Raw genomic sequence first — 18545 nt, forward strand, 5'->3', positions numbered from 1 at the left:
TTATTGCAGATAATAGTAATTCTTTTTATTTAGTTAACCAATGGGAAGTAACTTGTAAGCAAGAAAAAATCCCTTTTCATGCTACTGCTGAAAAGGGATTTTATAGGTTGAAATAAGATTTTATTATTTATTGGCAACGATCTTTGATGCACCATCTAGCCAAACTTTAGGACCACCAGCTACATAGCCAGTACTTCCAATGCCTTTTAAATTCATTTTACCTTCCTCCGTTTTTTCAGGATTTGCGAACCAAATCGTTGGATAACCTCTTACTTGGAACATATTTTGCATTTGGTAATTTTGTGCTTTAATAGCTTCATCTTGAGGAGTTCTTCTTGGAAAATCAAGTTCCACTAAAATGACATTTTCTTTAGCCCATTTTTCAAATTCAGCAGTTTTTAAAACCTCTTTTTGAAGGCGAATGCACCATCCGCACCAATCAGAACCTGTAAAAAACAATAATAAAGGTTTTTTTTCTTTAATTGATAATTCAGATGCCTTAGCCATGTCTGTATGCCAAGTTAATTCTTGTGCAGTACCTGTTAGACTAAATGTAATGATTGCTATAAATAAAAATAGTTTTTTCATATTCTTTAATTTTATACAAAGTTAGGCAAAAAAGATGCCATTTTTTGTTTGTTATCTTACATCATGCATTAGTTTTTTTATAATAGGAGTCATTAAAATAGAGAATACAGCTATTACTATGGACACAATTGTTAACATCCAAAAGAAGTAGCTTAAACCATGTTCATTAGCTATTTTGTCGATGTTTTCTCCAAATTTACCAGCTCCTTTCATTCCAATCGCAACGGCTAGATACCATACTCCAAACATAAAGGCAATCATTCTTGCAGGAACTAGTTTACTTACATATGATAAACCTACAGGAGATATGCATAATTCTCCCATTGTGTGGAATAAATATACTAAAATTAACCAAATCATGCTTACGGAAGCAGTTTTTGCCCCTGGTTCAATGCCTGTTGCCCCAATTGCTACGCAAGCCATTCCTAAGGCTAATAATCCCATTCCTACTCCATATTTCATGTTTGCACTAGGGTTATATTTGCTTTCCCACCATTTAGAAAATAACGGAGCTAATGAAATTATAAATAATGAATTTAAAGTAGAGAACCATGTAGCGGGAACTTCAGTTATAGCTTTTGATACTTTATCTATTTTCAGCATTTCTAATGTAGAATCTGATAACGATAGAAATCCTGCGGTGTAGAAATCTTTCACTAACATCCATATTGCAATAGCCCATATGATAACGAAACTTGTTGCAAGGATAATATTAGCAATAGCATAATTTTTAAAAGTTTGCTTAAAAAGTAAATATAAAACCCATGTAATAATGGCTAAAGGTACTACAGTTATTAATGAGTTTATAATTAAGAAAAAAGTACTCCAACTGCCAACTAGAACTCTGTCTGTATAATCACTAGCAAAAATTGTTAATGAGTTTGGTGATTGTTCAAAAATTGCCCAAAAGAAAATAGTTAAGAAAGCAAAAAATGTAACTGCAATTAGTTTTTCTCTTGTTACTTGAGAATATTTTATTAAACGTACTACTAATAAAATAACAAATAATAGTAAAGCCGAAACAATAGCAATGTTGTTACCATTTTCTCCTAAAAAACCAAATATATTCACTGAACCATTTGAGATTTTTGATGCAGGATCATTAATAATCCAAAGTAGTCCCAAAATTGAACAAATAATAATTATTCCTAACTCTAATTTTGTAAAAGGATTTCTTTTGTCAGTATCTTCTGATTCTGATTTTGCTTTGCTTTCTGCTGTTGGTTTTAAACCAATGTCACCAAAAATATTCTGTGATAACCAAAATTGTAACATTCCAAAAAACATAAAAATTCCAGCTAAACCAAAACCATATGTCCAGCCAACTTTTTCACCTAAATAACCACAAAGTAATATTCCAAAAAAAGCTCCAGCATTAACACCCATATAAAATAAAGTGTAAGCACCATCTTTTTTTTCGGGTCTGTGCTTATACATTTCGGAAATAATTGAAGTCATGTTTGGTTTAAAGAAACCATTACCAAAAACTAATAAAATTAAACCTAAGTAAATTGAAAATTCTGTTTCAATAGCCATAGACGCATGACCTAATGTCATTAAAGTTGCACCAACAACGACTGCCCATCTAAATCCAATTATTTTATCTGCAAAATAACCACCTAACATAGTTGATAAATAGACCAAACCAACATAGGAACCAAATAAAGCAGATGCATTTTCCCTTGTCCAGCCCCAGCCAGGCATTTCACCAAAAGCAGAAGCAGTTAAAAATAATATTAATAAGGAACGCATTCCGTAAAATGAAAATCGCTCCCACATTTCTGTAAAGAATAATACAAATAATCCAGATGGATGACCTAAAACGGTACTTTTAAAAAATTGATCAGTTGAATTTTGACTCATAGTTTATAATTGTAAGTTAGTTAGATTCTTCTTCATTAGTATCGTCGATACCATGCATTAATTTATTAATAAAAGGCGAAAGTGCTAAGAGAATAACACCACAAACGATACCAGTATAAAATAATTTTTCAAATAAGTTTAGATAACTCATTTTAGCTAATTGCATATCTGCAACTTCACCTGCTACGGATGGTATGCTAGCAATATTTGCTAATACTGATGCTATATATTCAGCTCCAGCTGTTGCCAAAAACCAAACACCCATCATAAAACCAACAATTTTTACAGGAGATAATTTTGTAACATAGGATAATCCTACAGGTGAAACGCATAATTCCCCCCAAGTGTGTATCATATAAGTTAAGACTAGCCAAATAATAGCCACTTCACCTGTTCCGGATATTCTTCCACCATAAACAAGCACTCCAAATCCTAACCCAGCTAACATTATTCCAAGACCAAATTTAACTGCAGCATTCGGATTCATTTTCTTTTTGCTTAATTTAACCCAAATCCATGCAAAAACAGGAGCAAATAAAACAATAAATAAAGCATTAAAGCTTAAAAATATTGAAGCTGGTACTTCATAGCCAAAAACATTTCTATCTAATATTCTATCTGCGAATAAATTTAATGAGGTATAGGCTTGTTCAAATAATGCCCAGAATAAAACTGAAAATATAATTAAAATAGTTAATGCTAATAATCTATTTCTTTCGATTTTACCTGATTTTGCAATCATGTAGTAAACAATATAAACTAGAGAAACAATCCCTGAGCCTAATAATAATTTTTCAACTACTGAATGATTTTGAACCATTTGCCATACTATAATTATTCCTAACGTTGACAATATGTATATCCATTTTTCAGTTGAAAGTCCAGCAGTTTTCTTATTTAAAAGTTCTAAATCTTTAGGCTCTGCTTTCCCTTTAAAATATTTTTGTCCCATTACAAAAGTAATTAAGCCTAAAGTCATTCCTATTCCAGCTGCTCCAAAACCATAACCCCATCCATAGGTTTCTCCTAACCAACCACAGATTATTGTTGCTAGAAGAGATCCTAAGTTAATTCCCATGTAGAAAATAGTAAATCCAGAATCTCTACGTTTATCACCTACTGCATATAATTCTCCTACAATTGATGAAATATTTGCTTTTAAAAAACCAACACCCATAATTATAAATGCAAGGGAAAAGTAAAATATCTGAAGTGCATTTTCATCTCTCTTAATAATTCCATCGGCTAATTTTACAGCCTGATTTCCTTCAAAAGCCATTCCAATATGTCCAATAACTAGTAGTATTCCGCCAAAAATAACAGCTTTTCTAAATCCTAAATATTTATCTGCTAAATATCCACCTAATACAGGTAAAGCATAAACTAATGCTGCATAGCTTCCAACAGTTAAATTTCCAATTTCGTCAGTGAATAGATGATATTTTACAAGATAAAAAACTAATAAAGCTTTCATTCCATAGAATGAAAAACGTTCCCACATTTCCGTTGCAAATAAAACAAATAACCCTATTGGATGTCCAAATAATTCTTTTTGATCGATAGTTTTATCACTCATATTATAGTTTTTCTAGTAAAAAGTTAGTCATTTTTGTGTATAATTGAAGTCGGGTTTTACCACCGTAAATTCCGTGATTCTTATCAGGATAAATAGCCCAATCAAATTGTTTGTTAGCTTGTACTAATGCTTCAATCATCTTCATGGTATTTTGAACATGTACATTGTCATCCGCTGTTCCATGTATTAAAAGATAATTTCCTTTTAGTTTTTCTACATGGTTAATTGGTGAATTATTGTCATAACCACTAGCATTTTCTTGTGGAGTTTGCATGTATCTTTCTGTGTAAATAGAGTCATAGTATCTCCAACTTGTAACAGGAGCTACTGCAATAGCTGTTTTGAAGACATCGTTTCCTTTTAAAATACAATTACTGCTCATAAAACCACCATAACTCCATCCCCAAATTCCAATTCTTGAAGGATCTACATAATTGTATTTAGCTATTTCTTTTGCAGCGTCTATTTGGTCTTCAACTTCATATTTCCCTAATTCTTTATAAGTAACTTTTTTAAAATCAGCTCCTTTAAAACCAGTTCCTCTACCGTCTACACAAATTACTATATAACCTTTTTGTGCCAACATATAATACCAATAATCATTTGCAGAATTCCATTGATTGGCTACTTGTTGAGAACCAGGACCAGAGTATTGGTACATTAATACAGGATATTTTTTTGAAGTATCAAAATCTTTTGGTTTAATAGACCAAGCATTTAAAGTATATCCTTTAGAAGTAGTTAAAGTAAAGAATTCTTTTGGAGCAATATCATATGTCGCTACTTTAGCTTCAAGTTCTTCATTAGACTGAATTTTTTTTAATTCTTTTCCTGTTTTGGATTCGTTCAAAGTATATAATGGAGCATTAGTAGCACTGGAATAAGTGTTTATAAAATATTGAAAATTTGGACTAAATGTAGCGTCATTAGTGCCTGTTTTTGTAGTTAATTTAGTTTTCTTTTTACCAGAAATATTGATGGAATAGACATCGCGATTTATAGAGCCGTTTTCAACAGATTGATAATAAATTGTCTTGTTCTTTTCGTCGTAACCATAATAGGCTGTTACTTCCCAATCTCCTTTAGTGATTTGGTTCTGTAACTTTCCATTTTTGTCATAGTGGTAAACATGGTTAAATCCATCTTTTTCTGATGTCCAGATAAAACTATTATCCACTAAAAAGGTTAAATTATCAGTAATGTCAACATAAGCTTTGTCTTTTTCATTCAAAACAATTTTTGTTTTACCAGAAACAGCATCAATAAAGTGCAAGTCTAAATTATTTTGATGACGATTCATTATTTGAGCACTTAAAGTATTCGCTTCATTTGTCCATTCAATTCTTGGAATATAAAAATCTGAGTAATTACCTAAATCAATTTTAGTACTAACATTTGTTTTCAAATCATAGATATGTAAGGAAACAAGTGCATTTTTTTCTCCTGCTTTAGGATATTTAAAAACAGTTTGAGTTGGATAAAGGCCTTCATTATAAATATCCATTGAGAATTCTGGAACATCAGTTTCATCAAAGCGAATAAAAGCAATTTTGTCTCCTGTTTTGTTCCAATCAAAAGCTTTTACAAAAGCAAACTCTTCTTCGTAAACCCAATCAGTAATTCCATTAATTATTGCATTTTTCTTGCCATCTTGAGTAATTTGTAAATGAGTTTGTGTAATTACATCATAAATGTACAAATTGTTTTCAAAAGCGTAAGCAATTTTTGAGCCATCTGAAGAAAAAGTAGGCTCTTGAATTTGTTTCTCTGTGAATTTTTTTAACGATTTGCTTTTGATATCGTAAACAAAATAATCAGCAATAAAAGAATGTCTAAAAATAGGGGAAGAATTTGTTGCTAATAGTATTTTAGATTCGGTTTTATCGAATGTGTAACTGTCTATTGAAGATAATTCTTGAAAGTCTTTTGTGTCAATTAGTGTAGAGATCTTTTCTAAAGTTGCAAAATCATACAAGTCGATTTGCATACTTCTACTAGTTCTGTTAAAATCTAAAACAGTATATTGATTAGTGTTTTTCATGGCATGAAGCTCATCCATACCTTTGGTTCTAAAGGCTCCCGACCAAATTTCTTCAAGGGTTATTTTTTGTTGCGCAACTATTGAAAAAGAAGCGATAAATAAAAAAAGTGTGGTAATTTTCTTGATTGTCATATTGTTTTATTTATTAAAAACCCCCCAATAATAGGGATTTTTTATCAAATATCCATCAAATTTAACTTATTTTGGTAAAGATGTTTTTTTTTTCATATTTTTACAAGCTTAACTTCCTGCTATTTACTGAATATGATTAAACTTTACCATTTAATTTTATTTTCATTTTTATTACTGATTTCTTTCCCAAATTATAGTCAGCAATATAACTTTGAAATAATAAATCAGGAAAAAGGTTTCCCTACTTCTTCTGTCAATAAAATATTTAAGAGCAGCAATGGTCTTCTTTGGTATGGATCTAATGGAACGGGCTTAATTCGTTATGATGGTAATAGTTTTATTAATTATAATAAATTCAAGGATGTAGAGAATTTTTTTATAACCGATATTGCTGAAAATGATGGTAAGCTTTTTTTATTAACAAAGTATAGAGGAATATTAGTTTTTAATGGTAAAGAGTTTATTAAAAGTATAGACTATTTGTTTGTAGGTAATGAGATTGATGTAATTCGTAAAATCATTAAGGTTGGAGACATAATTTATGGCATTAGTGAAAATAGAATTTATTCTATAGATGAAAATTCAAAGATCCACCCACTTTTAAGTATTGAAAGCAAAAAAATCACCAAAATAAATACGGTTAGTAAATTAGAAAACAAAAGTTTACTAATAGCAACTGATAAAGGGTTATTTCAATATACGGATAATAGATTTTTTTTACTTGACTTCGAAAATAAAGACATCTGTATAACTGAAACTAAAAACACATTTAATTATATAGGAGACGATAAAGGGAATATCTATATAGTTCATTTTAACAAGGATAAATATATTTATAATAGATTAATTGCGACTGTTAAAGGAAATTCAGAAGAAAATATTCACATTAATAACATTTATAAAACCGATTCTGGAAATATTTGGATTTCAGGTAAAAACTTTGAAGGTGTCGGAGTAGTTTATAAAAGCGGAAATTATACAATTATTGATTCAGAAAATGGATTTCCAAATACTGAGATTAATGATATTTTTGTTGAAAATAGTAGTTTGTTTTTAGGCTCAACAACGCTAGGTGTTATTCAGTTTAGTAATCAGACTTTTGTTAAGTATAATAATTTACCTGAACTAAAGACAAAATCCATATTTGCTGTTTCCGAACACAAAAAAGATTTATTTGTTTATAGCAGAGATTATGGATTGAATGTTTTTAAGAGAAAAGATGTTTTTGATTTAGAATTTAAGAAAAAAATAGATTTCAATACAAGGGTTGTTAATCTTTTAGATTTTGATGAAAAGTTACTTATTGGATCTGAAAAGGGGCTTTTTACATACAATAATGATTTAATAAATGAAGTGATACCTGATATTGTCGTTTCTTCATTAAAAAAAGATGATAAAAAACGTATTTGGGTAACAACAATAGGAGATGGTCTTATAATTTTAGACTCAGATTTTAAAAAAATTGGGCATTTCTTTAAGAATAAAAAAGTTACAAATGTATATAGTGTTGAAAAAGTCAAGGAGAATGAATGGCTAGTAGCTTCAGCAATAGGCTTGTATTCTTTATACTTTGAAAACGAAGAATTTAAAGTTAAGAAGAAGATACTTAATAAATTATTATTCTTAAGTGCTAAAGATAAATATAATACAGTATGGTATGCTGGTGAAAATAAAATTTATTCTGTAAATAGTGAGCATAAAATAAAGTCATTTGAAACTAGCGATGGTCTTTCGTCTACATTAATATATACATTAACTGGCATAAATGATAATGTATTAGTCGGATCAAACTTAGGATTAGAAAGGATTACTACTGGTAAAAACGGAGAAATAATAAATGTAGAGAGTTTGAATTCTAGTAATATGTTTGATGGAATTGAAACGAATACTAAATCGGATTATATTGATCATGAGGGCAATATATATTTTGGTACAGTAAAAGGATTATATAAGTATTATTTCAAAAATCAAAAAGAACGCAAAGCTAAAAGATTAACACCTATTTACATAACTAAATTGCTTGTAAACAATAAAGATTATGATGTAAAAGAAAATAATAAATATTTTAATGTTCCTAACGAAAATCATCGCTTTGGACATTCTGATAATTCCCTTAGTTTCAATATTGGACAAATAAATAGTTCTTTAGCTCAAAACAACTATTATTCTTACAAGCTAAATGGATTAAATGATTTTTGGACTAAACCTACAAAAAACAAGGATATAAGTTATTATAATTTACCACCAGGGAGTTATAAGTTTTATGTAAAAGAGGTTGATTCATTAGGAAATGATTTAGGAAGTGTTACGTACTATTCTTTTGTTATTCGAACACCATTTTATAAAACTTGGTGGTTTATTTTGCTCATTTGTTCATTAACAATTTTCGCCTTTAATTATCTAGTGAGAGACTCTTCAAGATATAATAAGGATTTTGTGAAAAACATATCTGAAAACGAATTGCAAAATGATTTAAAAAATTACTTTTTGTATTTTGGAATAATCATTATTACTACACAAATAGCTTATTTTGTTTTTGAAATTTATAATGAAAATGAGGTAATTACAAAAATTATTCTTGGTTTTTGTTCTGTTTTTTTATATCTGTTTTCTTATATTCATAAGATAAAGAAAAATTTAGAATGGATTTTTAGATTCTTTTTTATTCTTATCACGTTAGTTGTTTTGAATAATCTAAGCTATTCAGAAATTAATTTTGTTAATTTTTCCGAATTTTTATTGTTGCTCTTCTTTTCTTATAATGTTTTTAAAAAATTTAGAAATTACATTATTTACACGGTTATAATTGTTGCTCTCGTATTGTGTTTATTGATTTTAGAAGATGAAAATAAGGGGATTTATATTCAGTTGCTAAGTGCTTCATTTATAATTACAATTATCAATTTCTATAGAAGAATTAACTTCTTGAACACTCATGATAAACTAGTTTTTACAAATAATATTATTAATCAGTCTAATTCTATCACTATTGCTTGTAATAAATTTGGCAGTGTTGTTTTCTGTAGTGATTCAATAACAGCAGTATTAGGTTATACACCAGATCAAGTATTAAATTATGAATTTTGGAATTTAACAGAAGATGAAGAGTTTGAAAAAATAGATTACAATATTAAATTTCAGCCAGACACTGTTCATGTTAGAAAATTAAAAACAAGTTCAGGAGATTACAAATACATTCAATGGAGTGATTTTAAGTATTCAGATGATTTATTTATTGCAACAGGCCATGATATTACTCAAAAGATAATTGCAGAATATGAATATCAAACATTAATTCAAAATGCACCAGATATAATATATGATGCTAATAAACAGGGTTTTATTACCCTTATTAATGATGCGACACTTCGTATTCTTGGATATAGGAGAGAAGAAATCATTGGTGCGCATTTCACTCATTTTTTAAGAACTGAAGATAAAGCTAAAGTATTGAGGTTTTATATCCCAGAAAATAAAGAACAAAATGATTTTGAGGCTTATGTAATACCAGTTAAGGCAAAGTCTGGAAAAATGGTTTGGTTTTCCCAAAAAGTTAGAATTAAGAGGGATTTAGATAATAACTTAACAGGTTTTTCTTGTGTAATGAGAGATATTACCAATACGAAAAAACTTGAAGAACAAATTATTTATAAAAATAATATATTAACGCATTTATCTAAATACACCAATAAATTAATTCAAAAAGATGATGTTGATAAAATTTTTGATAAAACCTTAGGTGATCTTGCTAAAGCAATACAGTCTGATAGAGTTTGCTTTTATGAATATGACCCAGAACAAAAGGTTGTGAATCAAAAATTTGAATGGTTTGTTGAAAAAGAGATATTGAATACTAATAATCCTAATTTTAAAGGATTAAAAACATCTCAATACCCTCAAATATTTGAAGCTTTATTTAAAAACAAATCTTTTCAAATCATAACTGATGATATAATAAATGTAGAACATAAAAAAAGTTTAAAAGAAAGAGGAATTCTTTCATCACTTTTGGTACCAGTTTTTCATATTAATAAATTAATAGGTTATTTAGGTTTTGATAATTTTAAAATTGTTAGAGTTTGGGATAAAGAAGAGATAATTATTTTAGAAACATTGGCAAATAATATTGCGACTTCAATCATTAGAATTAAAAATAAAAAAGCACTACAAGAGAGTGAAGAAAAGTTTAAACTATTAGCTAATAATATTCCAGGAGGAGTTTACCTAGTTAAATTTGATAAAAAAAGAACAAAAGTTTTTCTTAATAATGAATTTGAAAAATTAACAGGTTATTCAAAAGAAGATTTCTTTTCAGAAAGAGTAAGACTTCATCAATTGTATCATCCAGATGATAAAGCTAAGGCACTTCAAGAAATTGATAAAGCTATAAAAGAAAAAAAATCATTTTTAGTAACAAGTAGATTAATTAAAAAAGATGGTACAGAAATATGGATTGAGGAACATGGTGAAGCAATTATAGTTAATGATGTAGTTGAGTATTTAGAAGGAGTATTAATTGATATTACAGAAAGAAAAAAAGCAGAAGAGGCAATATTAGCCAGAGAATTAGCGGAAACTTCTAATAAAGCAAAATCAGAGTTCTTAGCAAACATGAGTCATGAAATAAGAACACCTTTGAATGGAATCATTGGATTTAGTAAATTACTTCTTAATACAAGAATAACAGAAGTTCAAAAACAATATTTACAAACAGTTAATCAATCTGCCGAGTCTTTATTAGATGTGGTTAATGATATTTTAGATTTATCAAAAATAGAGGCTGGTAAGTTATCTTTGGAAAATAGTAAAACAAGTTTGCATACAATTATAAACCAGTCTGTAGATATGGTTAAGTTTACAGCTCATCAAAAGAACATAGAACTTATTGTAAATGTTCAGGAACATATAGAGTGTAATATATGGACAGATGAAGTTCGTTTGAGACAAATTTTACAAAATTTACTTAGTAATGCAGTTAAATTCACTCTAAAAGGACAAATTGAATTAAATATTACCGCTTCAAAAGTTAGGGAAAGTAAATCAAAAATACGTTTTGAAGTAAAAGATACAGGAATTGGAATCAAACCAGAGAATAAAGGAAAGATATTAGAAGCTTTTTCACAAGAAGACAGCTCAACTACAAGGAATTTTGGAGGGACAGGTTTAGGGTTATCCATTACGAATAGTCTTTTGAAATTAATGTACAGTCAGTTAGAGATTAATAGTGAAGTAAAAAAAGGAAGTAGTTTTAGTTTTGAAATTGAACTTAAAACAGAACCGTGTGGGAATAAAAATATTTTAAATAACAAACTAAAAAGAGCACTTGTAGTCGAAGATAATCCTTTAGTTTGTGAAGTTATTGAAAGAATGTTTCGTTCCTTAAACTTACCATGTAAAACTATTTCTACAAAAACAGATTTACCGAGTATAATAACAAATAAGGAAGAGTATGATCTTATACTCATTGATTATGAATTTTTAAATAAGAAAGTTACTCATGAAATAATCGATGTTGTTAGTCAAAATCAGCATAGGCATCTAATTATCATGCAAAATTCAACTTCCGATTTTATTTCAAACAAAAGTTTTAAGAATATCCATAATGTTATAAAACCTTTGAAAATTAATGTACTTCAAAATTATTTAAATAAAATAAATAATCCTTTTCTTGATAATGAAATAGTCGATTTAACCTTAGTAAATAATGATAAAAATAAAATCAATATTTTAATAGTTGAAGACAACAAAGTTAATATGTTACTTACAAAAACATTACTTTTAAAAGCATTGCCAAATGCCATTCTTTCAGAAGCGTCTAATGGACTTCAAGCTATTGAAGTGTTTAAAAAAACAAATCCAGAAATAATTCTAATGGATATTCAAATGCCAATAATGAATGGTTATGAAGCAACAGAAGTAATACGAAAAATGAATGCAGAAGTAGTTATTATTGCTCTAACAGCAGGTGTTATTACAGGAGAAAAAGAAAAATGTTTAGATATAGGTATGAATGATTTTATTTTAAAACCGATCGATAAAGAATATTTTGAAAAAACAGTAATTAAGTGGATAAAAACGGTTCATAAAATTTCCGTTTAGTATCTTTGCAGTCATTTAAAGAAGATATAGTTTATGACCCAAAATATAAAAGGTTTTTCAAAATTATCTAAAGAAGAAAAAATCAATTGGATTACTGAAACCTATTTTTCTAATCCTTTAGAAGCGAAACAAATTGTCACTCAGTATTGGAATTCTAGTGAAAATTTACAAAAATTGCACGATGAGTTTATAGAAAACACTTTAACTAATTTTTATTTGCCTTACGGAGTAGCTCCTAATTTTGAGATTAATGGAAAAAGCTATACCATTCCTATGGCTATTGAGGAAAGTTCTGTTGTAGCAGCAGCTTCAAAAGCCGCTAAGTTTTGGGGAGAAAGAGGTGGTTTTAAAGCAACTGTAATTAGTACTGAAAAAATAGGTCAAGTTCATTTTCTTTTTAATGGAGATTTTGAAAAATTGCACACTTTTTTCAATCAAATAAAATCAAAATTCTTTGCAGATACGGAAGCTTTTACAAAAAACATGCAAAAGCGTGGTGGAGGCATTTTGGATATACAATTAAAGGATAAAACAGCTCAATTATCCAACTATTACCAACTGCATGCCACTTTTAACACAAAAGACAGTATGGGTGCTAATTTCATCAATACGTGTTTGGAACAGTTTGCCAAAACCTTAGAAAACGAAGCACAAGAATATTCAGGATTTACTGAAACGGAGAAGAACATTCAAGTGATTATGAGTATTTTGAGCAATTATGTGCCCAATTGTATCGTTAGGGCTGAGGTTTCTTGTTCGATTTCTCAAATGAGTGAAGATCCTTCGATTGATTCAAAAGAGTTTGCCGAAAAATTTGTAAATGCTGTAAAAATAGCCGAAATCGAACCTTACAGAGCAGTGACACACAACAAAGGTATCATGAACGGTATCGATGCCGTAGTTTTAGCAACAGGTAACGACTTTAGAGCTATCGAAGCTGGAGTTCATGCTTATGCTAGTAAATCAGGGCAATATAGCAGTTTGTCTCATGCCAAAATTGAAAATGATATTTTTACGTTTTGGATCGAAGTGCCTTTAGCGTTAGGAACCATTGGTGGTTTAACAACTTTACATCCCTTAGTGAAATTTTCTCTAGAAATGTTGGGAAATCCAAGTGCTGAGGAATTAATGAAAATTGTAGCTGTAACTGGATTGGCTCAAAACTTTGCAGCTGTTCGTTCGCTAACTACTACAGGAATTCAGCAAGGACACATGAAAATGCACATCAATAACATTTTAAACCAACACCAAGCAACTAAAGAAGAGAAAGCACAAGTGCTAGATTATTTCAAAAACACTACTATTTCGCACAGTTTAGTGGTCGATTATTTAGAAAGTTTAAGAAAATAATTTTTAGGAGCTATTTCCTGCTTTCCGCTATATCTTTCTTTGCGAGAAACTAAGTAGTTAAAAACAAGAAAGTAATACGCAAAGAAAGGATGCCGCTGCAATCAGGGCTAAAACAAAATAAGCATGCAAAAACAAACCTTTTATAGTAACGGAAAACTATTGCTTACAGGAGAATATGTCGTTCTAGACGGAGCAAAAGCATTAGCCGTTCCCACAAAATTCGGACAAAATTTAGTGGTTGATTCAGGGAAAAACAAAGAAATTAATTGGAAAAGTTTTGATTCTGATGCTACAATTTGGTTTCAAGATGTCTTAACATTCGAAGAAATTCAACATAAAAAAGTACAAGAATCTAATTCGAAAATTAAAAATACTTTATTAGAAATTCTGCATCAAGCATTTGTTCAAAATCCGAAATTCTTAACTGAAAGTGAAGGCTATACTATAGAAACCCATTTAACTTTTCCCCGACTTTGGGGTTTAGGTACTTCTTCTACCTTAATTAACAATATTGGACTTTGGCTTGAAATAGATGCGTTTGAACTACTACAAAAAAGTTTTGGAGGGAGTGGTTACGATATCGCATGTGCGCAAAATAACAGACCTATACTGTATGCTGTAGAAAATGGAAAACCAACCACCGAAATAGTACATTTCGATCCGCCTTTTAAAGAAAACATTCACTTTGTGTATCTCAACAAAAAACAAAGTAGTAAATCCGCTATTGCTAACTATATCAATAAACAACACCGAGTAGATAAAGTAATTGCAAAAATAAATGCCATTACTCAAGAAGCATTACAAGTAACAGAAGGAAGAGACTTTGCCTTATTAATGGAAAAACACCAAGCCATCATGAGTGATGTTTTAGAAACTCAAACCGTAAAAGAACAATTGTTCCACGACTTCAAAGGTGTAGCAAAAAGTCTAGGAGCATGGGGAGGCGATTTTGTTATGGTAATTTCAAAAAACAACCCAAAAGAGTATTTTATAGATAAAGGTTATACTACGATTTTGAGTTATGAGGAAATGGTGTTGTGAGAATTAATTATTTAATAATTAAATAATTATTTTGATTTTAATTAAAATGATGTATAGAAATTCTAAACGTCAATTATAGCCTCGATAGGAACGGCATCCTTTTCTTTTTTTTAAAGAAAAGATATAGTGGATAGCGAGTGTGTTTTTCTACCAAAGGACAGTTTTTGTGCTCCAAAAAAATCATAAAATTAGTGTTTTCGATATGGGTAAAGAGTTGGGAATAAGAATCTTCTTGATTTATTCTTATTGAAAAAAACTACAGTGTTAATCATTTTCTTCTTATTTTTATTTTTTACAAAAAGAAAACAATACTTTTGGATAAAGCACTATAAAAATGAGAATAGAAACCGACTTAAAATTAGGATTTAAAGATGTTATGATTCGTCCTAAACGTTCTACCTTAAGCAGTAGGGCGCAAGTAGATTTGGAACGTAACTTCAAATTTTTGCATAGTTCTGTAATTTGGAATGGTGTGCCTATTATGGCCGCAAATATGGATACAGTGGGAACTTTTGAAATGGCAATCGAATTGGCAAAACATAAAATATTCACAGCCATTCATAAACATTACACTATTGAAGAGTGGAGTGATTTTCTAAAAAATGCTTCAGAAAATGTCACAGATTATATTGCAGTAAGTACAGGAACAGGAAAAGAAGATGAAAAAAAGATTAAGGAAATTTTTGAACTTTCCTCTAAGCTTAAATTTATTTGCATTGATGTAGCCAATGGTTATTCGGAACATTTTGTAAAATTTGTAAAACAATCACGTAAAAATTTTCCAGATAAAGTCATTATTGCAGGTAATGTAGTAACTGGTGAAATGGTAGAAGAACTTTTATTAGCAGGAGCAGATATTATTAAAGTGGGCATTGGGCCGGGTTCGGTTTGTACGACTCGGGTAAAAACGGGTGTAGGTTATCCCCAACTTTCAGCCATAATTGAATGTGCAGATGCTGCTCACGGACTTGGAGGTCAAATCATAAGCGATGGAGGTTGTGCCATTCCAGGAGATGTAGCCAAAGCCTTTGGAGCAGGAGCAGACTTTGTAATGCTAGGAGGCATGCTTGCCGGTCATGAAGAGAGTGGAGGAGAAGTAATAGAAATAAAAGGAGAAAAATACAAACAATTTTATGGCATGAGTTCGGAAACTGCTATGGAAAAGTATGTTGGTGGAGTAGCTAATTATAGAGCTAGTGAAGGCAAAACCGTGAAAGTTGCTTTCAAAGGAAAAGTAGAAGATACTGTTCAAGATATTCTTGGCGGTTTAAGAAGTACATGTACTTATGTAGGAGCTTCTAAGTTAAAAGAACTCACTAAAAGAACTACTTTTATAAGAGTAGCGGAACAGGAAAATAGGGTTTATAATTAATTTTTTTAGTAACTCTATATATGTAAAAAAGCAACTTGTTAAAAGTTGCTTTTTGTTCTTTGTCTTGTCCACGAGCTAGAAGCTCGCGGAAGCGTTGCTGATTATTTAGAGATGCTCGACTACCTGAAGAAATCCTATTTAATTACAGTTAGTCACAGGATTGGTGCAAATATTTTCAAATGGTAGCCAGCCTTTTATGTTGTTGTATTTAACAAAAACCCAATCAGAACTACAATTTATTACGTTTAATCTAACTTCTTTGTTTATATATCCTATTATCTGTGAGTTTTTAGTAGGTTTTTCGTATAAATTTATCTTATTATCAGCATAATTATTTGTGCTAATCTCTATATTTTCAGACTTAATCCATAAATTCTCAAACTTTGGATTGAATTCATCTTTGCCAATTTGCAACCATCCATTAGCCGATTTTTTAAATAAAAAACCACCTCCATAATCATATTCAAGATCGTCTTCAAATCTAAAATATTTTACGATATTCCCTTCAGGTAACTCAAAAAGCGGTATTGAATCTTTGTATACAACATAGGTTTCAAAACTACACTTTGTTTCAATTATTAAAGTGTCAATATTTATTTTGTCATTAGTTGATGTTTTACTCAGCGCTCCTGTTTCTTTATTATTTTTGCAAGAAATTAATAAAAAAATAATTTGAAATAATAAAACACTATAAATAAATCTATTATTTTTATCCATCTTTTTTATCTTTTTTGTCATTTTGTTTTTCTGGAAACTCATATTTATCCTTAACTACAGGCAGGTCTGTTTTTATTGTCTCTAACCATGGTGCTACATAAATTTCCATTGTTTCTATTTCAATTTTTATTGGATTATCTCTATGTACTCCAACTCCAATTTGAGCTTTTACTAATCGATTCTTTCCTATCATCATCAATTTTTCTTTTTTCGAAAATTGCAGAGAAGCTCCAAAATAGTTAAGTAAATTAACATTTATAATATTCAGCTCTTTATCAATTTTATCGAGTGATTCTTGAGCAAAAACAGATAAAAATTCAATATATCTGGCCGGATCTACTAAAAAACAACCTGCTGAAGTTGGACTCTTTCCTCTACTATTGTACCCTGTTACTGGGTCGCTTTTATACTTATTAAAATTCTTATTCCAAGGATCAGGCCAAGCCGAATGCATATTTTGACCATCCATCCCTCCTTTTGGAATGACCTTGCCAGGACGCACGCACTCAAACACAGCCTACCGTTACGGTTTCCAAGGACAAGAAAAAGATGATGAGTTAAAAGGGGAAGGAAATTCTTTAAATTACACTTTTAGAATGCATGACCCTCGAGTGGGTAGGTTTTTGAGCTTAGATCCTGTTTTTAGAGAATATCCAGGTATCTCAGCCTATAGTTTTGCAGCTAATAGACCTATAGATGGTATTGATCTAAATGGTTTATCTTGGACTCCTGTAATTGATAAAGATGGTAATGTGACTGGCTTTAAATGGGTAGATGATGCACCTGACCCAGCGAATCAGATATATAAATATGCAGTTTATGTTAATGATCCAGGCACTTTTAATCCAGAAAATCCAACTAAAAATCGTAAACAAATAGGTACAGCAACTATAACAACATATGGTCTTACAGAAACTGACATAAAAGAGTTTAAAGGAACATCTTATCCAGCTGATATTAAAAATTTACCAACTTCAAAACCAGGAATGTATACTGCTGTTTTAGGAATGCATAAAGGACAATATCCAGCTCTTAGAGTATTAGACGGGGGAAGAGTTCCAACAATGAATGATTTTAACCCAGCCAAACCTAACAACCCAAAAGGATAGTAGTCAAAATGTGACTAGCATCAGTATTTGCAATATATTACAGCTATGTAAAAATGCTTAAAAATGCACTTTTAGGCGCTTTTCGACATTTTTACGACCTAAAATAGAGCTTTTTTATGCTGTTTGTAAGAACGTTTTGTTATCTCAAATATAGGTATTTTTTTGAGATGTTTTTTGTGTATTTTGATTTTAATTGTAGACTCTTAAAGTTGTACCATTAACCTGTTGTACACGATATTGTTTCATAGGGTATTGTTTATTTGGTGCTTGACCTGTAAAGAAACTATATTCAGCATCATCACATGCACAAACAGCTTTAATGCCATTAATGGTCATAGTTGAACAACTACTTAATGCTTGATTTGGACATGCTGCATCAAAAGCTACATAGTTATTACTACCAGCATTGAATACAAATATTCCTCTTACACCAGCAGCACCATTATTAATGTAGACAGAGTTGCTCACAAACTGTAAGTTATTGTATTCTGGTAAATTGAGATTTATAGTTAAATCTACAGGATAATTCGGTAAATAAGGGTTTTTGTTGTTTATTGCACTATCTTTACTACAACTTATTAAAAAAATAATAGTGAAGAAATATAGAATTTTTTTTTTCATTTTTAATGAATATAAATTTTAAGAATCAAATTTAAT

12 protein-coding genes are annotated in these 18545 nt (G+C 29.9%); 5 read left to right on the plus strand and 7 right to left on the minus strand.

Annotated features, from left to right (window positions below):
* Positions 1-123: 123 nt before the first annotated feature.
* From FIA58_RS19880 to FIA58_RS19895, 4 genes are read right to left on the minus strand one after another with little or no spacing between them, the layout of a single operon-like run.
* Positions 124-588: a thioredoxin family protein gene (locus FIA58_RS19880; protein WP_140964450.1), complete on the minus strand. Its 465-nt coding sequence runs from the start codon at positions 586-588 to the stop codon at positions 124-126.
* Between the two features lie 51 nt (positions 589-639).
* Positions 640-2451: a peptide MFS transporter gene (locus FIA58_RS19885; RefSeq protein WP_140964451.1), complete on the minus strand. Its 1812-nt coding sequence runs from the start codon at positions 2449-2451 to the stop codon at positions 640-642.
* A gap of 16 nt (positions 2452-2467) precedes the next feature.
* The gene (locus FIA58_RS19890; protein WP_140964452.1) at positions 2468-4027 is read right to left on the minus strand and encodes a peptide MFS transporter; all 1560 of its coding nucleotides are present in this window, start codon (positions 4025-4027) and stop codon (positions 2468-2470) included.
* A gap of 1 nt (position 4028) precedes the next feature.
* On the minus strand, positions 4029-6200 hold the full coding sequence (locus tag FIA58_RS19895; protein ID WP_140964453.1) for a S9 family peptidase: 2172 nt from the start codon (positions 6198-6200) through the stop codon (positions 4029-4031).
* 132 nt (positions 6201-6332) lie between these two features.
* On the opposite strand from FIA58_RS19895, the gene FIA58_RS19900 reads away from it, so the two are divergent.
* The 4 genes from FIA58_RS19900 (at position 6333) to FIA58_RS19915 (ending at position 16062) form a co-directional block, all read left to right on the plus strand.
* Positions 6333-12299, plus strand: coding sequence for a PAS domain S-box protein (locus FIA58_RS19900; RefSeq protein ID WP_140964454.1), 5967 nt, complete (start codon positions 6333-6335; stop codon positions 12297-12299).
* 33 nt (positions 12300-12332) lie between these two features.
* On the plus strand, positions 12333-13649 hold the full coding sequence (locus tag FIA58_RS19905) for a hydroxymethylglutaryl-CoA reductase, degradative (protein ID WP_140964455.1): 1317 nt from the start codon (positions 12333-12335) through the stop codon (positions 13647-13649).
* Between the two features lie 123 nt (positions 13650-13772).
* The gene (locus FIA58_RS19910) at positions 13773-14690 is read left to right on the plus strand and encodes a GYDIA family GHMP kinase (RefSeq protein WP_140964456.1); all 918 of its coding nucleotides are present in this window, start codon (positions 13773-13775) and stop codon (positions 14688-14690) included.
* 334 nt (positions 14691-15024) lie between these two features.
* Positions 15025-16062: a GMP reductase gene (locus tag FIA58_RS19915; RefSeq protein WP_140964457.1), complete on the plus strand. Its 1038-nt coding sequence runs from the start codon at positions 15025-15027 to the stop codon at positions 16060-16062.
* A gap of 138 nt (positions 16063-16200) precedes the next feature.
* On the opposite strand, the gene FIA58_RS19920 is transcribed toward FIA58_RS19915, so the two are convergent.
* Both FIA58_RS19920 and FIA58_RS19925 read right to left on the minus strand, forming a co-directional pair.
* On the minus strand, positions 16201-16800 hold the full coding sequence (locus FIA58_RS19920; protein ID WP_208022837.1) for an SH3 domain-containing protein: 600 nt from the start codon (positions 16798-16800) through the stop codon (positions 16201-16203).
* A complete protein-coding gene (locus FIA58_RS19925; protein WP_140964459.1) occupies positions 16772-17248 on the minus strand; it encodes a hypothetical protein in 477 nt (158 codons plus the stop codon). The genes FIA58_RS19920 and FIA58_RS19925 overlap by 29 nt, the downstream gene beginning before the upstream one ends.
* 13 nt (positions 17249-17261) lie before the next feature.
* On the opposite strand from FIA58_RS19925, the gene FIA58_RS19930 reads away from it, so the two are divergent.
* Positions 17262-17888 carry an RHS repeat-associated core domain-containing protein gene (locus FIA58_RS19930; protein ID WP_140964460.1) on the plus strand — a complete coding sequence of 209 codons (627 nt, stop codon included), beginning with the start codon at positions 17262-17264 and terminating at the stop codon, positions 17886-17888.
* 189 nt (positions 17889-18077) lie between these two features.
* Here the strand turns inward: FIA58_RS19930 and FIA58_RS19935 are convergent, their stop codons facing one another.
* Entirely contained in the window at positions 18078-18509 is a 432-nt protein-coding gene (locus FIA58_RS19935) for a hypothetical protein (protein ID WP_208022838.1), read from the minus strand.
* Positions 18510-18545 lie beyond the last annotated feature (36 nt).

The sequence above is a fragment of the Flavobacterium jejuense genome (assembly GCF_006491595.2).
GTDB lineage: Bacteria > Bacteroidota > Bacteroidia > Flavobacteriales > Flavobacteriaceae > Flavobacterium > Flavobacterium jejuense.